Annotated in this window: 17 protein-coding genes; 1 reads left to right on the forward strand and 16 read right to left on the reverse strand. The window is 66.3% G+C overall.

Annotated features, from left to right (window positions below):
• Window positions 1-152 precede the first annotated feature (152 nt).
• Window positions 153-3,350, forward strand: coding sequence for a tetrathionate reductase subunit A (locus HV765_RS13040; protein ID WP_175170021.1), 3,198 nt, complete (start codon window positions 153-155; stop codon window positions 3,348-3,350).
• Between the two features lie 66 nt (window positions 3,351-3,416).
• Here the strand turns inward: HV765_RS13040 and ccmI are convergent, their stop codons facing one another.
• From ccmI to HV765_RS13120, 16 genes are all read right to left on the reverse strand, one after another.
• Window positions 3,417-4,781 (reverse strand): c-type cytochrome biogenesis protein CcmI, encoded by a 1,365-nt coding sequence (ccmI, locus tag HV765_RS13045; protein ID WP_175169922.1) that lies wholly within the window; start codon window positions 4,779-4,781, stop codon window positions 3,417-3,419.
• Window positions 4,778-5,257, reverse strand: coding sequence for a cytochrome c-type biogenesis protein (locus tag HV765_RS13050; RefSeq protein ID WP_175170022.1), 480 nt, complete (start codon window positions 5,255-5,257; stop codon window positions 4,778-4,780). The genes ccmI and HV765_RS13050 overlap by 4 nt, the downstream gene beginning before the upstream one ends.
• 62 nt (window positions 5,258-5,319) lie before the next feature.
• Window positions 5,320-5,841, reverse strand: a complete 522-nt coding sequence (locus HV765_RS13055) for a DsbE family thiol:disulfide interchange protein (RefSeq protein WP_054426293.1) — start codon at window positions 5,839-5,841, stop codon at window positions 5,320-5,322.
• On the reverse strand, window positions 5,841-7,868 hold the full coding sequence (locus HV765_RS13060) for a heme lyase CcmF/NrfE family subunit (protein WP_175169923.1): 2,028 nt from the start codon (window positions 7,866-7,868) through the stop codon (window positions 5,841-5,843). The genes HV765_RS13055 and HV765_RS13060 overlap by 1 nt, the downstream gene beginning before the upstream one ends.
• On the reverse strand, window positions 7,865-8,353 hold the full coding sequence (gene ccmE, locus HV765_RS13065; protein ID WP_175169924.1) for a cytochrome c maturation protein CcmE: 489 nt from the start codon (window positions 8,351-8,353) through the stop codon (window positions 7,865-7,867). Before ccmE ends, HV765_RS13060 begins: the two co-directional genes overlap by 4 nt.
• A complete protein-coding gene (gene ccmD / locus HV765_RS13070) occupies window positions 8,350-8,565 on the reverse strand; it encodes a heme exporter protein CcmD (RefSeq protein WP_082387181.1) in 216 nt (71 codons plus the stop codon). Before ccmD ends, ccmE begins: the two co-directional genes overlap by 4 nt.
• On the reverse strand, window positions 8,562-9,335 hold the full coding sequence (ccmC, locus tag HV765_RS13075) for a heme ABC transporter permease CcmC (protein WP_054426390.1): 774 nt from the start codon (window positions 9,333-9,335) through the stop codon (window positions 8,562-8,564). Before ccmC ends, ccmD begins: the two co-directional genes overlap by 4 nt.
• A gap of 56 nt (window positions 9,336-9,391) precedes the next feature.
• The gene (ccmB, locus tag HV765_RS13080) at window positions 9,392-10,057 is read right to left on the reverse strand and encodes a heme exporter protein CcmB (protein ID WP_054426287.1); all 666 of its coding nucleotides are present in this window, start codon (window positions 10,055-10,057) and stop codon (window positions 9,392-9,394) included.
• Window positions 10,023-10,775 carry a heme ABC exporter ATP-binding protein CcmA gene (gene ccmA / locus HV765_RS13085; RefSeq protein ID WP_175169925.1) on the reverse strand — a complete coding sequence of 251 codons (753 nt, stop codon included), beginning with the start codon at window positions 10,773-10,775 and terminating at the stop codon, window positions 10,023-10,025. The genes ccmB and ccmA overlap by 35 nt, the downstream gene beginning before the upstream one ends.
• Window positions 10,762-11,397, reverse strand: coding sequence for a cytochrome c3 family protein (locus HV765_RS13090; protein WP_054426283.1), 636 nt, complete (start codon window positions 11,395-11,397; stop codon window positions 10,762-10,764). Before HV765_RS13090 ends, ccmA begins: the two co-directional genes overlap by 14 nt.
• A gap of 16 nt (window positions 11,398-11,413) precedes the next feature.
• A complete protein-coding gene (locus tag HV765_RS13095) occupies window positions 11,414-11,902 on the reverse strand; it encodes a nitrate reductase cytochrome c-type subunit (protein ID WP_054426281.1) in 489 nt (162 codons plus the stop codon).
• 19 nt (window positions 11,903-11,921) lie between these two features.
• A complete protein-coding gene (gene napA, locus HV765_RS13100; RefSeq protein ID WP_054426279.1) occupies window positions 11,922-14,417 on the reverse strand; it encodes a periplasmic nitrate reductase subunit alpha in 2,496 nt (831 codons plus the stop codon).
• Window positions 14,401-14,715 carry a chaperone NapD gene (locus HV765_RS13105; protein WP_054426277.1) on the reverse strand — a complete coding sequence of 105 codons (315 nt, stop codon included), beginning with the start codon at window positions 14,713-14,715 and terminating at the stop codon, window positions 14,401-14,403. Before HV765_RS13105 ends, napA begins: the two co-directional genes overlap by 17 nt.
• A 21-nt stretch (window positions 14,716-14,736) precedes the next feature.
• Entirely contained in the window at window positions 14,737-14,895 is a 159-nt protein-coding gene (gene napE / locus HV765_RS13110; RefSeq protein WP_054426275.1) for a periplasmic nitrate reductase, NapE protein, read from the reverse strand.
• Window positions 14,896-15,165: 270 nt separating this feature from the next.
• A complete protein-coding gene (locus tag HV765_RS13115) occupies window positions 15,166-16,020 on the reverse strand; it encodes a beta-keto acid cleavage family enzyme (RefSeq protein ID WP_175169926.1) in 855 nt (284 codons plus the stop codon).
• The gene (locus tag HV765_RS13120) at window positions 16,017-16,979 is read right to left on the reverse strand and encodes a 3-hydroxyacyl-CoA dehydrogenase family protein (protein ID WP_054426271.1); all 963 of its coding nucleotides are present in this window, start codon (window positions 16,977-16,979) and stop codon (window positions 16,017-16,019) included. Before HV765_RS13120 ends, HV765_RS13115 begins: the two co-directional genes overlap by 4 nt.
• Window positions 16,980-17,019: the final 40 nt, after the last annotated feature.

Genomic DNA, 17,019 nt, shown 5'->3' on the forward strand with positions numbered 1-17,019 from the left:
CTAAATCAGGCCCGCCAGATGAGGCCCGCCAAATGAGGCCAGCCAAATCAGGCCAGCCAAATGAGGCCCGCCAAATCAGGCCAGCCAAATGAGGCCAGCCGAATAAGGCCAGCCAGATGAGCCCGCCCGAACAAGACATGGAAGACAACACAATGAACAAGCTCCCCGATCACGACAAGCCGGACCCTACGGCTGACGGTCCCCACGAAAACTCCCCGCAAGACGCCGCCCGTCGCAAGCTGATGATGCGCGGCGGCCTCGTCGCCGGCGGCATGGCCGCCTTTGCGGCCGGCTACGGTGAAACCGTCACGCGCGCCGTCAAAGGCCTGGCCCACGGTACGGCCGGCGTCCCCACCGCCCACGCCGTGCGCGGCAACTCGCTGACGCCGGAATTCCGCATCGACCCGCTGACCGGCCTGCTCAACGCCCAACCCGGCCAGACCGTCAGCCCCTCCAGCTGTCTGGGCTGCTGGACGCAATGCGGCGTGCGCCTGCGCATCGACACCAAAGAAAACCGCATCCTGCGCGTGGCGGGCAACCCGTATCACCCGCTGGCCACGACGCGGCCCGCCGCCATGGAAGCGCCCGTGCGCGACGTCTACGCGCAACTGGGCGGCGACAACGGCCTGGAAGGGCGAGCCACGTCCTGCGCACGCGGCTCCGCCATGCTGGAACAAATGAACAGCCCGTTCCGCGTGCTGCAACCGATGAAGCGCGTCGGCGCCCGCGGCGAAGGCAAGTGGCAAACCATCTCGTTCGAACAGCTGGTGCAGGAAGTCTGCGAAGGCGGCGATCTCTTTGGCGAAGGGCATGTGGACGGCCTGCGCGCCATCTACGACCGCGACACCCCGCTGGACCCCGACAACCCCGAGTACGGCGCACGCGTCAATCAGTTCCTGTTTACCGATGCCTCCAATGAAGGCCGCACGCCGCTGATCCAGCGCTTTGCCGCGCAGTCGTTTGGCACGGTCAACTTCAGCAACCACGGCTCGTATTGCGGACAAAGCTTTCGCGTTGGCGCGGGCGCGGCGTTGGGCGACTTGAAAGGCATGCCGCACGGCAAACCCGATTGGGACAACGCACGCTTTGGCCTGTTCATTGGCGCGGCCCCGGCGCAGGCCGGCAACCCGTTCCAGCGGCAAGCCCGCCAGTTGGCCGAAGCCCGCGTGCGCCCGGAAGAAGACAGCTTCACCTACGTCGTCGTGTCGCCCATGCTGCCCGCATCATCCAGCTTGTCGGCAGGGTCGGGCAACGAATGGCTGCCCGTGAACCCCGCCGGTGACCTGGCGCTGGCCATGGGGCTGATCCGCTGGATTCTGGATCACGAACGCTTCGACGCCCGCGCGTTGGCGCAGCCCGGTCCCAACGCCATGAAGGCGGCGGGCGAAGCCACCTGGACCAACGCCACGCATCTGGTCGTGGCCGAACGCGGCCATCCGCGCCTGGGCAGTTTCGTGCGCGGCGCAGACATGGGCTGGCCGCGCCCGGCCGACGCCGATGACAAGTGGGAAGACGTCTACGTTGTGCGCCTGGAAGACGGCACGCTGGCGCCGCACACGACGGCGTCGCCCGCCACCCTGTTTGTGGACGACGCCATTGCCGTACCCGGGCTGTCGGCGGACCCGCTGCGCGTGTGCTCGTCGCTGGCCTTGCTGCGCGAAGAATCGCACCGCAAGTCGCTGGACGAATACGCCAGCTTAAGCGGCGTGCCGGCCGACAAGATGGCATCGCTGGCGGAACGCTTCACCAGCTACGGCAAACGCGCCGTGGCCGATGCGCACGGCGGCACCATGAGCGGCGCGGGCTTCTACACCGCCTACGCCATCGCCATGCTCAACACGCTGGTCGGCAACTTGAACGTGGACGGCGGACTGGTGCTGGACGCCGGCCCGTTTCCGCCTTACGGCCCCGGCCCGCGCTACAACATCGCCGGCTTCGCCAACCGCGCCACGCCCAAAGGCGTGGCCCTGTCGCGCAACCGTTTCCCCTACGAGAAATCCAGCGAATTCAAGCGCAAGAAGGCAGCCGGCCAGCCGGTGTACCCGGCGTCGGCGCCCTGGTATCCGGCAACCGGCGGCTTGAGTTCAGAGATGCTGGCATCCGCCTTGGCCGGGTATCCCTACCGCGCCAAAGTCTGGTTCAACCACATGAGCAACCCGGTCTACGGCATTGCCGGCTTCAAGACCGTGCTGGCCGACAAGATGAAAGACCCGCGCATCTTGCCGCTGTCGGTGTCGATCAACCCCTTCATCAACGAGACCAACGCGCTGGCCGACTACATCGTGCCCGACACCGTCACCTATGAAAGCTGGGGCGTGTCGGCGCCGTGGGCGGACGTGGTCGCCAAAGCGTCCACCGTGCGCTGGCCCGCCGTGCAACCCCGCGTGGCGCGCACCGCCACCAACGAACCCGTGTGCCTGGAAACATTCCTGATCGCCTGCGCCAAGCGCCTGGGAATGCCAGGCTTCGGCGCCAACGCCATCTCGGATAAAGACGGCGGCAAGCACGCGCTGGACACGCCGGAAGACTTCTTCCTGCGCGGCATGGCCAACATCGCATTTTCTGCGGGCCGCCCCGTGCCGGAAGCCAGCGACGACGACATGGCGTTGACTGGCGTGGACCGCTATCGCGGCCTGCTGGAGCAAAAGCTCAAGCCCGGCGAATGGCGGCAGGTGGCAATGCTGATGAGCCGGGGCGGGCGCTTCGACAAGATGGAAGACGCCTGGGTGCAAAACGGAGAATCGCGGCAGACGCGTCTGGCCTACGCCAAGCCTCTGCAAATCTGGAGCGAAGAACTGGCCGGTTTCCGGCACGCGATGACGGGCGAACGCTATAGCGGCTGCCCCACGTGGTATCCCGCAAGGCTGGCCGATGGCCGGGACGTGCGCGCCGAGTATCCCGCGCAGCAGTGGCCGTTCCTGCTTAGCTCGTTCAAGTCGAACCTGATGAGCTCGATGTCCATCGGCGTGAACCGCTTGCGCCAGGTGCATCCGCATAACCCGGTGTCAATCAACCGGCAGGATGGTGAACGCCTGGGCATCCGCAACGGCGACGCCGTGCGCATCGTGACGCCGGGCGGCGCGGTGACGGGGTTGGCGCTGCTGCGCGACGGCATCCAGCCGGGCGCGGTCGGCATCGAGCACGGCTATGGCCATACCGAACTGGGCGCGCGCGTGCACGTGGTGGACGGCAAGCCCATGCCGCATGACGCGTCGCTGTCGGCGGGCGTCAACCTGAACGACTTGGGCTTTGGCGACACGACTCGGGGCGAGCACGCCAACGTGTGGATCGATTGGGTGTCGGGGGCGGCGGTGCGCCAAGGCTTGCCGGCGCGCATCGAGCGGGTGTAGGGAAGGGGGGCCGATGCCCCAGCCTGACGCGGAAAGCCTCGCGTCAGTGCCTGAGGCTGGACGTCATCACGGCGTGACCGTGTCGGCCACCAGTTCCAGCCCGTCGGCAGGCACTGCCACGTCAGGCAGCATGCCGCTCAAGTCGCCAGGCTGAGCGGCGGCCGTGCCAGACCGGCTGATCCGGATTTCCACCCGGACCTTGCTGGCGCGGGACAGCGTGGCGTCGGGCGACATCGCGTTGCTGTCATCCAGTACGAAGGCGCGCGGCAAGTCCGACACGCGCATGCGCAGAATAGCCAGAGGCATGCGCGAGCCTTCAACGGGCCGCGCCAGAATGAACACGGTATCGCCGGGCTGCACGTTGCCGCGCAGCGATTCGGCGATGCGTGCGCGGCCGCTCAGGCGGGGCGTGGTGGCGGCGGTGCTGGCCTGCGGCGCCGGTGTTGCGCGTGCGCCGGCAGCCGGGCTGCCCGAAGCCGGTACGCCCGAAGCCGGTACGCCCGAAGCCGGTACGCCCGAAGCCGGTACGCCCGCAGCCGGTATGCCCGAAGCCGGTATGCCCGCAGCCGGTACTCCCGTCGCCGCCATCCCCCGAGCTTGCGCGATGTTCGATTGAATCTGACGTGCGGCTTCCGAATCCGGGGGCAGCAGCGTTTGCAAGCGTTCCCAATGCGCCAGCGCTTCGGCCGCGTCGCCCCGGCGCAGCGCCATCATGCCCGCCAGCGCCAAGGCTTTGGGCTGGTCGGGTTGTGCCGCCAACGCTTGCGCCACGGCCGCGATGGCGTTCGCGTCTGGCACGCCCTGATTGGCTGAAAGCAGTGCGTCGGCCAGATCGGCCAGCACGGCGGGTTGCCCCGGCACCAGACGCAGCACCTGCTGATACGCCGCCACCGCATCCGTGTAGCGGCCCAGCGTTTCGTAAGAGCGCGCCAGCGTGTACCAGCCGTCGGCGTCATCCGGCGTGGCGCGCAGGCGCTGCGCCAACGCGTTGATGGCTAGCGCCATGTCGTCGCCCGAGTCCTCGGCATGCGGTTCGGCCGCACGCGTCATGGTCACATCCGCCGCCGCCCGCGGGTTGCCCAGCTTGCCGTACAGCAGCACGGCGGCCACGGGAATCAGAACGCTTAACAGGCAGGCGGCGGCGATGCCGGCGCGCTGCCCACCGGCCGGCGCCGCTTGCGATTGGCGCAGCGCCAGGTCTTGCAACAGGTCACGCTGCAACTCCTCTTCCGCCCGCACACGTGCGGCCGGACTGAGACTGCCGTTGTTCAGGTCGCGCTGCAATTGTTCGCGCTGAGCCAGATAGAAGGCGCGCACATTGGCGTCTGCCGTGGCGGACGGCCGCGTCGGCGGACGGCGCACCAGCGGCGGGATCAGACACAGCAGCGTGGCCAGCAACAGCAACAGCACAACGAGCCATAGCGTGGTCATGAGCCAGTGTCCAGAAAGCGGGCGGCGCGGGCGCGTTCGTCGGCGGTCAGCGGCGCGCGGGCGCCGGCGCGCCGTTTGAGCGTACGCAGCAACACCCAGAAGCCCAGCGCCAGCAGGGCAAAGGGGCCTAGCCACAGCAACCAGGTGATGGGTTTGAAAGGCGGGTCGTAGCGCACGAAGTCGCCGTAGCGGTCTTCGAAGAAACGCATGATCTGGGCGTCGCTACGGCCTTCGGCCAACTGCGCATGGATCAGGTTGCGCATGTCATGCGCCAGCGGCGCGTTGGAGTCGGCCAGCGTCTGGTTCTGGCAGACCAGGCAGCGCAAGCCGTGCGCGAGTTTGTCGGCGCGCTGCTGATCGGCGGGCGATAAGGCGGGCAGGGCGGCAGCCGGAGGCGTGGCGGCAAAGGCGGCGGGCAGCGCATTCAACGCCGTCGCCAGGGTCAAGGCCAGCGTCAACGCCAACGCCAGCCTCATGCCCACCCGCAACGCCAACCTCTCCCTCAGCGTCAGCGCAGTCATCCCTTGCCGGCGCGCCGTCATTTCAGCTCCTTGATCAGCGGCTGAATCCGCGTGCGCCAGATCTCCGGGGTGATCAGCCCCAGCTGCTTGTAGCGAATACGCCCTGCGCCATCGATCACAAACGTTTCCGGCACGCCGTAGACGCCGTATTCGATCCCGACGCGGCCATCGGTGTCGGACGCCGACGCGATGTACGGGTTGCCATTGCGCGCCAGCCAGGCCAGCGCGTCGTCCGGTTTGTCTTTGTAGTTCAACCCATACAACGGCACGCCGTGGCGCTGGGCGGCTTCGCGCAGCACGGGCAATTCTTCGCGGCAGGGCGCGCACCACGACGCCCACACGTTCAGCAGCCACACCTGCCCGCGCAGCGATTGCACATCCAATTGTTGGCCCGGCGCTTGCAGCAGCGGCAGGCTGATTGCGGGGGCGGGCTTGTCGATCATGGCGGACGGCACGGCGCGTGGGTCACGCGACAGGCCCATCGCCAGGAAAATGGCCATCGCCATGAACACGCCCAGCGGCAGCAGGTAGCGCAGCATCAGACGCCCTCCCGCGATGCGTGGTGAACCGGGCGGCTATCGGGGGGCAAGGTTTTCGGATCGCGCACCCCCGCTTCTTGCGTGCGGCGATAGCGCTTGTCGCCCGCCGCCAGCAAGCCGCCTAACGCCATCAGCAAGCAGCCCGTCCAGATCCATGTCATGAAGGGTTTGACCTGAATACGCACCGTCCACGCCGTGTCGCCCACGGGTTCGCCCAGCGCCACGAACAGGTCGCGCGTGAAGCCGCTGTCAATATCCGCCTGGCTCAGCGCCATGTCCTGCACCGTGTACAAGCGCTTTTCCGGGTACAGCGTCACCACCGGCTTGCCGTTGCGCGTGACGGGAAACACCGCGCGCTGCGCACTGTAGTTCGGCCCGGTTGCTGGCGCGAGGCTGGCGAATGTGAATTGGTAGCCGCCCGCTTCCTGCGTGGCGCCCAGCTCCAGGCGTAGCTCGTGCTTGACCTCATAGCCGTTGGCCAGCGTGACGCCGGCAATGAAGATGCCCACGCCCGCATGCGCCAGCAGCATGCCGTACCAGCTGCGCGGTTGGCGGCCCAGACGGCGCAGCCATTGTCCGCGCCCGTCGGTCTTGTCGGTAAGCCGTTGCCAGGCATGCACGGCGGCGCTGGCGACCGACCACGCCGCCAGCCACAGGCCCAGCATGATCATCGGTGAGCCCAGCCGCCACGGGCCCGGCATGGCCAGCGGCAACAGCACGGCGGTGGCCACGCTGACGGCGAAGGCTGCGCGCAGGCGGCGCGCCAGTTCTGGCACCTCGGCCTGCTTCCAGCGCGCCATGGGCCCAACGCCCATCAGGAAAATCGCAGGGGTCATCAGTGGCACGAACACGGCTTCGAAGTAGGGCGGCCCGATCGAGATCTTGCCCCAGTCCAACACGTCCAGCACCACCGGATACAGCGTGCCCAGCAGCACCGAGCCCGCCGCCACCGTCAGCACCACGTTGTTCGACAGCAGCAGGGATTCCCGCGACAGCAACGAAAAGCCGCCGCCCAACCCCACCGAGGGCGCGCGCCAGGCATACAGCAACAACGACCCGCCGACGATTACCGTCATGAAAGCCAGGATGTACAGGCCGCGCCCCGGGTCCACCGCGAAGGCGTGTACCGACGTCAGCACGCCCGAGCGCACCAGGAACGTGCCCAGGATGCTGAGCGAAAACGTGCAGATCGCCAGCAACACCGTCCAACTGCGAAACGCGCCGCGCCGCTCGGTGACGATCAGCGAATGAATCAGCGCGGTGCCTGCCAGCCAGGGCATGAACGACGCGTTCTCCACCGGGTCCCAGAACCACCAGCCGCCCCAGCCCAGCACGTAGTACGCCCACGCGCTGCCCAGCAAAATGCCGACGGTCAGAAATGTCCACGCCGCCAGCGTCCAGGGCCGCACCCAGCGTGCCCACAGTGCGTCCAGCTCGCCCGACAGCAGCGCGGCGATGGCGAAGGCGAAGGCCACCGAAAATCCCACATACCCCATGTACAGCATGGGCGGATGCACGATCATGCCGGGGTCTTGCAGCAACGGGTTCAGGTCGCGGCCGGCCATGGCGGGGGGCATCAGCCGTTCAAACGGGTTGGACAGAAACAGCAGAAACAGCAGAAAGCCCACGCTGATCCCGCCCATCACCGCCAGCACGCGGGCGGCAAAGGGCAGGGGCAGGCGGCGGCTGAAGACGGCCACGGCCAAGGTCCAGGCGGTAAGCAAGTACAGCCATAGCAGCAGCGAGCCCTCATGCCCGCCCCACACAGCGGCGAAACGGTAGGCGGCGGGCAGGTCGGCATGCGAATTGCCCGCCACGTACAGCACCGAAAAATCGTTATGCACGAACGACCAGGCCAGGCAGCCAAAGGCCAGCGTCGTCAGCGCGAATTGGCCGACAGCGGCGGGCCGGGCCACGCGCAGCCCCGCTTGCCAGCCAGTGGCCGCGCCAATCAGCGGCAGCGTCGTTTGCGCCAGCGCCACCAGCAGCGCCAGGATCAGGCTGAAAAGGCCGATCTCGGGAATCATCGCGCCTCCGCCCGCATGGCGCTGTTGGCCGTGGCCGTGGCGTTGGCGTTGGCGGGACCTTTGTTGCCCGCCCGCTTCAACGCGTCGGCGGCTTCGGGCGGCATGTAGTTTTCATCGTGCTTGGCCAACACCTCGGTGGCGCGGAATACGCCGTCGGCATCCAGCTTGCCGGCGGCGACGACGCCCTTGCCCTCGCGGAACAGGTCGGGCAACAAACCTTGGTAGGTGACGGGTACGGTGTGCGCGGTGTCCGTCACGATGAAGCGCAAGGTCAGGCCGTCGGCGTCGCGGCGGACCGAGCCTGGCTCCACCAGCCCGCCCACGCGGAAACTGCCGGTGCGCGGCGCTTCCTTGGCCGCCACTTGAGACGGGCTGAAGAAGAACACCAGATTGGATTGCAATGCGTTGAGCACCAGCGCGGTGGCCAGCGCCAGCAGGCCGAGCCCGCCCGAGATGGCCAAGGCGCGACGCTTGCGCGGGGTCATGGGCGGTCCTCATCGGGGCGGACGGTACCGGGGCGGTCCATACCGGGGCGGTCCACACCGGGGCGATCCGCACCCGCGCGCCTATCGCGGCGAACGCGTGCGCGGCGCCACAGCAGCATGACTTCCACGCCCATCAGCACCGCCGTCACGCCATACGCGCCCAGAATGTACGGACCATGCCCCTGAAGGGAAAAGATCGCATCCCAAGTCATCGGGCCTCCTTCGCGTTGGCGTGCAGCACGCCCGGCTCACGCTCCGCGATGATGCCGCGCACGCGCGCCAGCGCCACGGCCGCGCTGTATAGCCAGAACGCCGCCACCATCAGCAGCATGGCGGTGACCATGATGCGCGCCATGCTGGGCGCGGCCGTCAGATTGATGGACGCGCCTTGATGCAGCGTGCTCCACCAGCGCACCGAGAAATAGATGATGGGCACATTCACCACGCCGGCCAGCAGCAGAATGGCGCCGCCGCGATCGGCGCGCCGGATGTCGTCGGTGGCGGCCTGCAAGGCCATGAAGCCCAAATATAAGAACAGCAGAATCAATTCCGACGTCAGGCGCGCATCCCACACCCACCACGCGCCCCACGTGGGCTTGCCCCACAACGCGCCTGTCCACAAGGTCAGGAAGGTGAACAGCGCACCCGTGGGCGCCAGCGCACGCATCATCATGAACGACAGCCGCGTGTTGTAAATCAGGCCCAGCGCGGCATACCCGGCCATCACCAGATACAGAAACATCGACATCCACGCCGCCGCCACATGGATGAAAAGAATGCGGTAGACCTCGCCCTGCTGGCTGTCGGTAGGCGCAACCGCCAGACCCACCACCAGGCCCGCGGCGGCGAATAACGCGGCGGCCAGCGCCAGCAGCGGAATCAGCCGCCCGGCCAGCGGGTAAAACACCGCCGGCGATGCGTAACGCATCCAGCCCGAGCCAGACGCGGCGGCGTGCGCTGACCCCGGCAGCGACGGTGACATGGACCCCGGCGAGGGCTGAGGCGAATGGAAGGCGGGAAGCTTCTGCATGGGGCCTCTTAGTCCAGCGCCACGCGCAGCGCGGCGGACGCGCTCCAGGGGCACAACAGAATGGCCAGGCACAGGCAGGCGCCCAGCAGCGACAATTGCGGCCCGGCGCCCAAGCCCGCGTGCGTGGCCGACACCGCGCCCGCGCCAAAGATCAGCACGGGCACATACAGCGGCAGCACCAGCAAGGGCAAGAGCGCGCCGCCGCGCAAACCCAGCGTCAGCGCCGCGCCCAGCCCGCCCACCAGCGCCAGCGTGGGGGTACCCAGCAGCAGCGATAGCGCAAGCACGCCAATCGCCTCGGGCGGCAAGCCGAATTGCAAGGCCAGCACGGGGCTGGCGAGTATCAGCGGCAAGCACACGCTGAACCAGTGCGCGGCCAGCTTCACGCCCACCAGCAAGGGCAGCGGATGCGGTGACACCAGCAACTGTTCCAGCGCGCCGCTGTCATGGTCTTGGGAAAACGGACGATGCAGGCTCAGCAGGATGCCCAGCAGCGCGCAGACCCACAGCACGCCTGGCCCGATGGCCAGCAGCAACGCGGGGTCCGGGCCTATTGCCAGCGGGAACAACGAGCCCGCAACGATGAAGAACAGCGTGGCGCCCAACGTATCGGCGGGCCGGCGCCAGGCGAGCCGGATATCACGCAGCGCCAACTGAGACAGCGTAGCCAGCATCCGCGTAGTCATCCAGGTTGAGGGTTTGCGTGCGGGTTGCGGCCGCGGCCACCGCATTCGGCTTGCGATGCGACGCCACCACCGCTGCGCCGCCGGCGTCCAGGTGCGCATCCAGGGCCGTCCACAACTGATCCAGGCTGGCCGCGTCCAGCCCCGCATCGGGTTCGTCCAGCAGCCATAACGGCTTGCCGCCCAGCACCACGGCGGCCAGCGCCAGCCGGCGGCCCTGGCCTTGCGACAGGCGCGCGGCAGGGGTGTGCAGACAGGCATCCAGGCGCCAGGTGCGCAAGGCGCTTGCGATGGCGTTATCGTCTTGCGGCGTGCCTGCCACGTGCAGGCTATACCGCATGTTCTCCAATGCGCTCAACTCGCCGGTCAGCCCATTGGCGTGGCCCAGAAACGCCACGCGGGCGAAGTAGGCGGATGGGTCTTGCCGGAAGTTGCTGCCTTGTGCATACAAGTCGCCGGACAGCGGGCGCAGCAGCCCCGCCAGCATGCGCAGCAAGCTCGTCTTGCCGCTGCCGTTGGCGCCTTGCACATGCAGCAGCTGGCCGGCGTGCAGATCAAAGCTGACCGCGCGTAAGCCATCGGGTTCGCCATGGAGTGGGCCACTGCGTTCGCCATGGGGGCCGCCAACCTGTCCGCCGTTCAGTCCCCCGCGCGGGCTGCGTAGCGCGCAAGCCGCCAGCATCGGCGGCGGGGCGTCAGCGGGCCGCATTCGCAACCTCTTTGGGCGCGCCGGGCGGTGTTGCATCGGAAGTCTGGCCCGGTGGAATGTGCGGCAGCGTGTGGGCAATGCCCTTGTGGCAATCGATGCAGGTCTTGGACTTGTCCGCCAGATACGTGCTGTGCATGTTCTGCGCACGCACGCTCTGGCGCGTGAAGTCCATGTATTCGTAGTTATGGCAGTTGCGGCATTCCAGCGAATCGTTGGCCTTAAAGCGCGCCCATTCGTGCTGCGCCAGTTCCAGCCGCTTGTCCACAAACTTTTCCCGTGTGTCGATGGTGCCGAAGATCTTGCCCCACACTTCCTTGGACGCCTGCATCTTGCGCGCGATCTTGTCCGTCCAGTTGTGCGGCACGTGGCAGTCGGAACACAGCGCGCGCACGCCTGACCGGTTGGTGAAGTGGATGGTGCCCTTCAATTCGGCGTACACGTTGTCGCGCATTTCGTGGCAGCCGGTGCAGAATTTTTCGGTGTTGGTCAGTTCCATTGCGGTGTTGAAGGCGCCCCAGAACAGGATGCCGCCAATAAAGCCGCCGATCGTCAGAAAGCCCAGGCTGAAATGCACGCTGGGGCGGCGGATGATGTTCCAGTAGCGCTTCAGAAGCTTGAACATGGCGGCGTCCTCTTCCTTACTTCTTCTGGGACGCCGGGGCGGTCAGGCGCTTGAGGATCACGTCGATGTCTTCATACGTGTTCGACACCAGCGGTTTGGCCTCGGCCTGCGGCACGTGGCATTGCACACAGAAATAGCGGCGCGGCGACACCTCGGCCAGCACATTGCTGTCGCGGTCCATGTAGTGCGTCACGCTTAAGGGTGGCGCCTGCGTTTCCTCGGTGTTCACGCGGGCATGGCAGGCCAGGCAGCGGTTGTAGTTCTTGTCGATCTGATAGCCGTCGATCTTGTGCGGAATGGTGGGTGGCTGCATCGAATACGTCCGCATCCGCTTGATGTCCTTGTTTTCAATCGGGCTGATCAGCGGCGGATTGGTTTCCTCGGCAATTGGCGTAGGGCCGCGCATGGGGTCTTCGACCTCAAGCGGCGGGGCGGCCCAGGCGGCCGAACTCAGGGCCGAGCCGATGGCGATCACGATGGCGATGGCGGTAGCGCGTACGTTCATGGCTGTCTCCCGGGCGCCTTCAGACCTTGACGATCTTGACCGCGCACTTCTTGAAGTCGGTCTGGAACGAGATCGGGTCGGTGGCGTCCAGCGTGACCTTGTTGATCAGCTGGCCGGCGTCAAACCAGGGCACGAAGACAAGGCCGCGCGGCGGCTTGTTGCGCCCGCGCGTCTCAAGCCGCGTGCGCATCTTGCCGCGCCGCGACACGATCTCGACTTCCACGCCGCGGCGCAGGCCCATCGCCTGCGCATCGTCGGGGTGCATGAAACAGACCGCGTTGGGAAAGGCGCGATACAGCTCAGGCACGCGCCGCGTCATCGAACCCGAATGCCAGTGCTCCAGCACGCGGCCGGTGGACAGCCAGAACGGATATTCCTGGTCTGGCGATTCCGGGGGCGGCTCGTAGGGCAGGGCGTAGATGACGGCGCGGCCGTCCGGGTTGCCGTAGAACTCGAAGCCCGCGCCGGCTTTGACGTAAGGGTCGCTGCCTTCGCGGTAGCGCCACAGCGTTTCCTTGCCATTGACGACCGGCCAGCGCAGGCCGCGCGCTTCGTGGTAGGTGTCAAACGGCGCCAGGTCGTGGCCGTGGCCGCGGCCGAATTCCGCGTACTCCTCGAACAGCCCTTTCTGCGCATAGAAACCGAACGCCTTCGCTTCCTGGTTTTCGTAGTCGGCGTTCAATTCGCTGTTGGGGAATTTGTTGACCTTGCCATTGGCGAACAGCACGTCGAACAGCGTCTTGCCGCGGTACTCGGGCTTTTTCGCCAACAAGTCCGCCGGCCACACTTCTTCCACCTTGAAGCGCTTGGAAAACTCCATCAGCTGCCACAAATCAGAGCGCGCATCGCCCGGCGCATTCACCAGCTGATGCCAGAACTGCGTGCGCCGTTCTGCGTTGCCATAGGCGCCTTCCTTTTCCACCCACATCGCGGCGGGCAGGATCAGGTCGGCGGAAATGGTGGTGACGGTGGGGTAGGCGTCCGACACAACGATGAAGTTGTCGGGGTTGCGGTAGCCGGGCAAACCTTCATTCATCAGGTTGGCGGCGGCCTGCATATTGTTGTTGACCATCACCCAGTAGGCGTTGATCTGCCCGTCTTTCAGCATGCGGTTTTGCAGCACGGCGTGCGCGCCCACCTTGTCGGGGATGGTGCCGTCGGGCAGTTGCCACAATGCTTCGGCATGCGCGCGGTGCTTGGGGTTGGTGACCACCAGGTCGGCGGGCAGGCGATGCGAGAACGTGCCCACTTCGCGCGCGGTGCCACAGGCCGAAGGCTGCCCCGTCAACGAGAACGGGCTGTTGCCCGGCGTGGAGATTTTGCCCGTCAGCAGGTGGATGTTGTAGACCATGTTGTTGGCCCACACTCCGCGCGTGTGCTGGTTGAAACCCATTGTCCAGAATGACGTCACGCGGATTTTCGGGTCGGCGTAAAGCTCAGCCAGATCCTGCAATTGCTTTTGCGGCACGCCGGTCAGTTTGGACGTGTATTCCAGGTCGTACTTTGAGACGAACTTCGCAAAGTCGTCATAGGTGATGGGCTTGGAGCCGCCGGCCTTGTCGGCGTTCTTGGCGGCCTTTTGCAAGGGGTGGTCGGGCCGCAAGCCATAGCCGATGTCGGTATTGCCTTCGTGAAACACCGTGTGCTTGTCCACGAAGTCGCGGTTCACGCGCTTGGTCTGGATGATGTAGTTGGCGATGTAGTTCAGAATGGCCAGGTCCGTTTGCGGCGTGAACGTCAGCGTCAGGTCGGCCAGTTCGTACGAGCGGTGCTCGAAGGTGGACAGCACCGCCACCTTGGTCTTGGGCGCAGACAAACGCCGGTCGGTGACGCGCGTCCACAGAATGGGGTGCATCTCGGCCATGTTCGAACCCCACAGCACGAAGGCGTCGGCGTTCTCGATGTCGTCATAACAGCCCATGGGTTCGTCGGCGCCGAAGGTGCGCATGAAGCCCACGGCGGCCGACGCCATACAGTGCCGCGCGTTCGGGTCCAGGTTGTTTGACCGGAAGCCCGCCTTCATCAGCTTGAGTGCGGCGTAGCCTTCCCATACGGTCCATTGCCCTGAACCGAACATGCCCACCGCAGTCGGCCCTTTGTCCTTCAACACCCGCTTGAACTGTTCGGCCATCACGTCAAAGGCCTGGTCCCAGGACACCGGCGCGAACTCGCCGTCCTTGGCGTACTTGCCGTCTTTCATCCGCAACAACGGGGTCGTCAACCGGTCGTTGCCGTACATGATCTTCGACAGGAAATAGCCCTTGACGCAGTTCAGGCCCTTGTTGACCTCGGCGTTGAAATCGCCATGCGTGGCCACGACCTGGTTGTCTTTCACCGCGACGTTCACGCCGCAGCCGGTCCCGCAGAATCGACAGGGCGCCTTCGACCATTTCAGTTTGGCGGCCTCGGATTCGGTCACGATGTTCTGCGTGTAGCCCACGATGGGAATGCCGGCTACGGTGGCGGCGGCAGCCGCTGCGGATTGCTTGATGAAGTCTCTACGAGCCATGGACATCGCCAATCTCCTCGTTCATCGCGGCGAGCGTGTCGGCGTGCTGGTAGACCAGCGCCGAAGCCAGCACGCCATCCAGGCGCTGGATCTCGGAGATCCGCGCCATCATGTCGTCGGTGGAGGGCGCTTCCAGCGTGACGACCAGCTTGCCGGTGTCGGACGCGCCATGGATTTCCGATCCCGCAATCGCCAATATCGCGGCGCGGACCTCGGGCAGTCGTTGGGGCAGGGCGTGCACCACCAGGCTCGCGATGTGCAGCTCGGGCGCCGCAGCGGGCGCAAGGGGGGGAAGCGCGGACATGGAGGGTTCCGTCGCGTCTGTTCAGCTGCCCGGAGGGCCGGCAAGCAGCTGGTAGAACCAGACGATGAAACCGTATCCCGCCACGATGATGACCGTAAGGACGGGGGCCATGACTGCCGTCAGGAACAGAAAGCTTCGCAGCTCCTGCGGCTTGGTATAGCCATCAGACTCGTTTTGCACACACCACCTCACTTTGATAGTTGGGGTATTGCATTGAACGTGCGGATGTCGAAGTTTTTAGCAGTGCTTTTACATGCCGTCAATGTTGCATCACGGCGAAACAATCATGAATTGGCGCTGTATAGGCAGGTGCCTGACGCTTGCCCGGACGGGTGTCCGGGGCAAGCGTCAGGCAGCCGTACTGATTCGCGTTGCTAATCAGAAGAAGGGTGACGGCTTCCAGTAGGAAGGGTGAGGGCTTCCTACTGGAAGGGCGAGCGCTTCGCTGGATCAGCCGATTGCGCCGTAGATGCGGCGCGCATCTTCTGCCGTGGCCAAGGTCCGGCCCAGCGCGCGGGCGCCTTCGGCGGCTTGGCGCACCAGGTCGGCATTGCCCGGAGCAATGCCGCCGTCGCGCAGCTTCAGATTATTTTCGAAGCCCACGCGCATGTGGCCCCCGAACGCCGCCGCCGTCGTGACGCAGGCGTTTTCCTCGGGCCCGAAAGCGCAGATCGCCCACGGCAGCGAATGATCGTAGGCAGCCAGAAAGGGCAGCAAGTCATACGCGGATGAGGTCTGGCCCACGCTGTACCGGCCCAGCACGAACAGCACTGACCACGCGCCGGGCGGCACCAGCCCGCGCGCGCGCAGCGACAGCCAGCGCCGCACATCGCCTTCGTCATACAGAATGATCTGCGTCATGATGCGGCGCTCGGCAATCCAGGCCAGGAACGCCGCCAGTTCCGCTTCGGGAATATCCGGCACGGCAATTTCACGCAGGCCGATCGACACGGCTTCGGGTTGCAGTTCACGCACCAGCGCGATTTGTTCCGCGGCCTTGTAGACGCCCGCGGCTTCGCTCGTGACCTGCACCAGCAGCTCGCGGCCCACGGCGCGTTCCACGGCCGCCAGCGCGTCGCGGTACGCCTGCGCATCCAGCAGATGGCTGCCGTCGGGCTTGCGCACGTGCATGTGCATCATGCCGGCGCCCGCGTCCAGGCAGGCGCGCGCTTCACGCGCCAGGTCGTCGGCCGTCAACGGCACGGCGGGGTGGTCGGCGGCCTTCTTGTAGGCGCCGTTGGGCGCCACGGTGATGATGACGGGGGAATCGGCCAGCGCGGCGCGCGGCAGGGCGGGGGCGTTCAAGGTTGAATCTCCGGCAGCTCGGGGTTGATCAGGTCCAGGCCGGCGCGCAGCAGGCGGTCATAGCGCGCGCGCTCGGCGGCGATGGTCTCGGGCGTCCAGGTGTAGAAGCCTTCGCCCGCCTTCATGCCATAGCGGCCATCAGCGGCGCGCTCGGTGAGGCAGCGCGCGGGGTGGTCCGCGTTGCAGAAGGTGGGATACATGGTGGCGCCCGCGGCGGCGTGCACATCAATGCCCGCGTGGTCGCGCTGCATGACGGGGCCGGCGGCCAGAAAGCGGAAGCCGAAGCCAAAGCGCACGGCGGCGTCCACGTCTTCCGGCGACGCGATACCGCGGTCGATCAGGTCGAACGCTTCGCGCGACAGCGCGTGCTGCAAGCGGTTGGCCAGAAAGCCCGGCAGGTCCTGCTTGACCTTCACCGGCACGCTGCCGCAACGGCGCATGAAGGCGATCAGTGAATCTGCGCACGCGTTGTCGCTGGCCTCACCCAGCACCACTTCCACCAGTGGCACCAGGTGCGCCGGCATGAAGAAGTGCAGGCCCAACATGCGGCCGCGCGTCTCCAGGCCCTGGCCGATGGCGCTGATCGGGAAGCTGGAACTGTTGCTGGCCAGGATCGCGTCCGGCCGCGCGCGGCGCACCAAATCCGCAAACAGCGCCTGCTTGATGTCCAACCGTTCGGGAATGCACTCGATGACGAGGTCAACCGTGGACCAATCCACCTCGTCCAGGCTGGGCGCGGTGGCCAGCAGCGAGGCATTGGCTTCGCGGCCTATCGTCTTCAGGTTTTCGGCCACGCGGGCGGGCAGGCCCGCCGCGCGCTCGGTGTTCGATTCGATCACGGTCGTACGGCAGGCCGCGCGGGTCAACACCACCGCCACGTCAGCGCCCATCGTGCCGCCGCCCACCACCACTGCATGCGCCGCGCCCGGATTGGGCAGCGCTTTTGCGTCCGTCTGCATGGTTTGCTCCTATGTCTGGATCATCATTGGGGGCGAGTGT

Origin of the sequence: Achromobacter kerstersii, assembly GCF_902859595.1 — a bacterium.
GTDB classification, from domain to species: domain Bacteria; phylum Pseudomonadota; class Gammaproteobacteria; order Burkholderiales; family Burkholderiaceae_B; genus Achromobacter; species Achromobacter kerstersii.

Bases quoted from the DNA above. Each gene is read 5' to 3' on its own strand.
- HV765_RS13120 (WP_054426271.1), bottom strand. From the start codon at position 16,979: ATGCAGACGGACGCAAAAGCGCTGCCCAATCCGGGCGCGGCGCATGCA.
- ccmC (WP_054426390.1), bottom strand. From the start codon at position 9,335: ATGTCACCGTCGCTGCCGGGGTCAGCGCACGCCGCCGCGTCTGGCTCG.
- HV765_RS13060 (WP_175169923.1), bottom strand. From the start codon at position 7,868: ATGATTCCCGAGATCGGCCTTTTCAGCCTGATCCTGGCGCTGCTGGTG.
- ccmE (WP_175169924.1), bottom strand. From the start codon at position 8,353: ATGACCCCGCGCAAGCGTCGCGCCTTGGCCATCTCGGGCGGGCTCGGC.
- ccmI (WP_175169922.1), bottom strand. From the start codon at position 4,781: ATGACCACGCTATGGCTCGTTGTGCTGTTGCTGTTGCTGGCCACGCTG.
- ccmB (WP_054426287.1), bottom strand. From the start codon at position 10,057: ATGCTGGCTACGCTGTCTCAGTTGGCGCTGCGTGATATCCGGCTCGCC.
- HV765_RS13095 (WP_054426281.1), bottom strand. From the start codon at position 11,902: ATGAACGTACGCGCTACCGCCATCGCCATCGTGATCGCCATCGGCTCG.
- ccmD (WP_082387181.1), bottom strand. From the start codon at position 8,565: ATGACTTGGGATGCGATCTTTTCCCTTCAGGGGCATGGTCCGTACATT.
- ccmA (WP_175169925.1), bottom strand. From the start codon at position 10,775: ATGCGGCCCGCTGACGCCCCGCCGCCGATGCTGGCGGCTTGCGCGCTA.
- HV765_RS13090 (WP_054426283.1), bottom strand. From the start codon at position 11,397: ATGTTCAAGCTTCTGAAGCGCTACTGGAACATCATCCGCCGCCCCAGC.
- HV765_RS13050 (WP_175170022.1), bottom strand. From the start codon at position 5,257: ATGAGGCTGGCGTTGGCGTTGACGCTGGCCTTGACCCTGGCGACGGCG.
- HV765_RS13105 (WP_054426277.1), bottom strand. From the start codon at position 14,715: ATGTCCGCGCTTCCCCCCCTTGCGCCCGCTGCGGCGCCCGAGCTGCAC.
- HV765_RS13055 (WP_054426293.1), bottom strand. From the start codon at position 5,841: ATGCTGCGCTACCTGCTGCCGCTGGGCGTGTTCATGGCGATGGCCATT.
- HV765_RS13040 (WP_175170021.1), top strand. From the start codon at position 153: ATGAACAAGCTCCCCGATCACGACAAGCCGGACCCTACGGCTGACGGT.
- napA (WP_054426279.1), bottom strand. From the start codon at position 14,417: ATGTCCATGGCTCGTAGAGACTTCATCAAGCAATCCGCAGCGGCTGCC.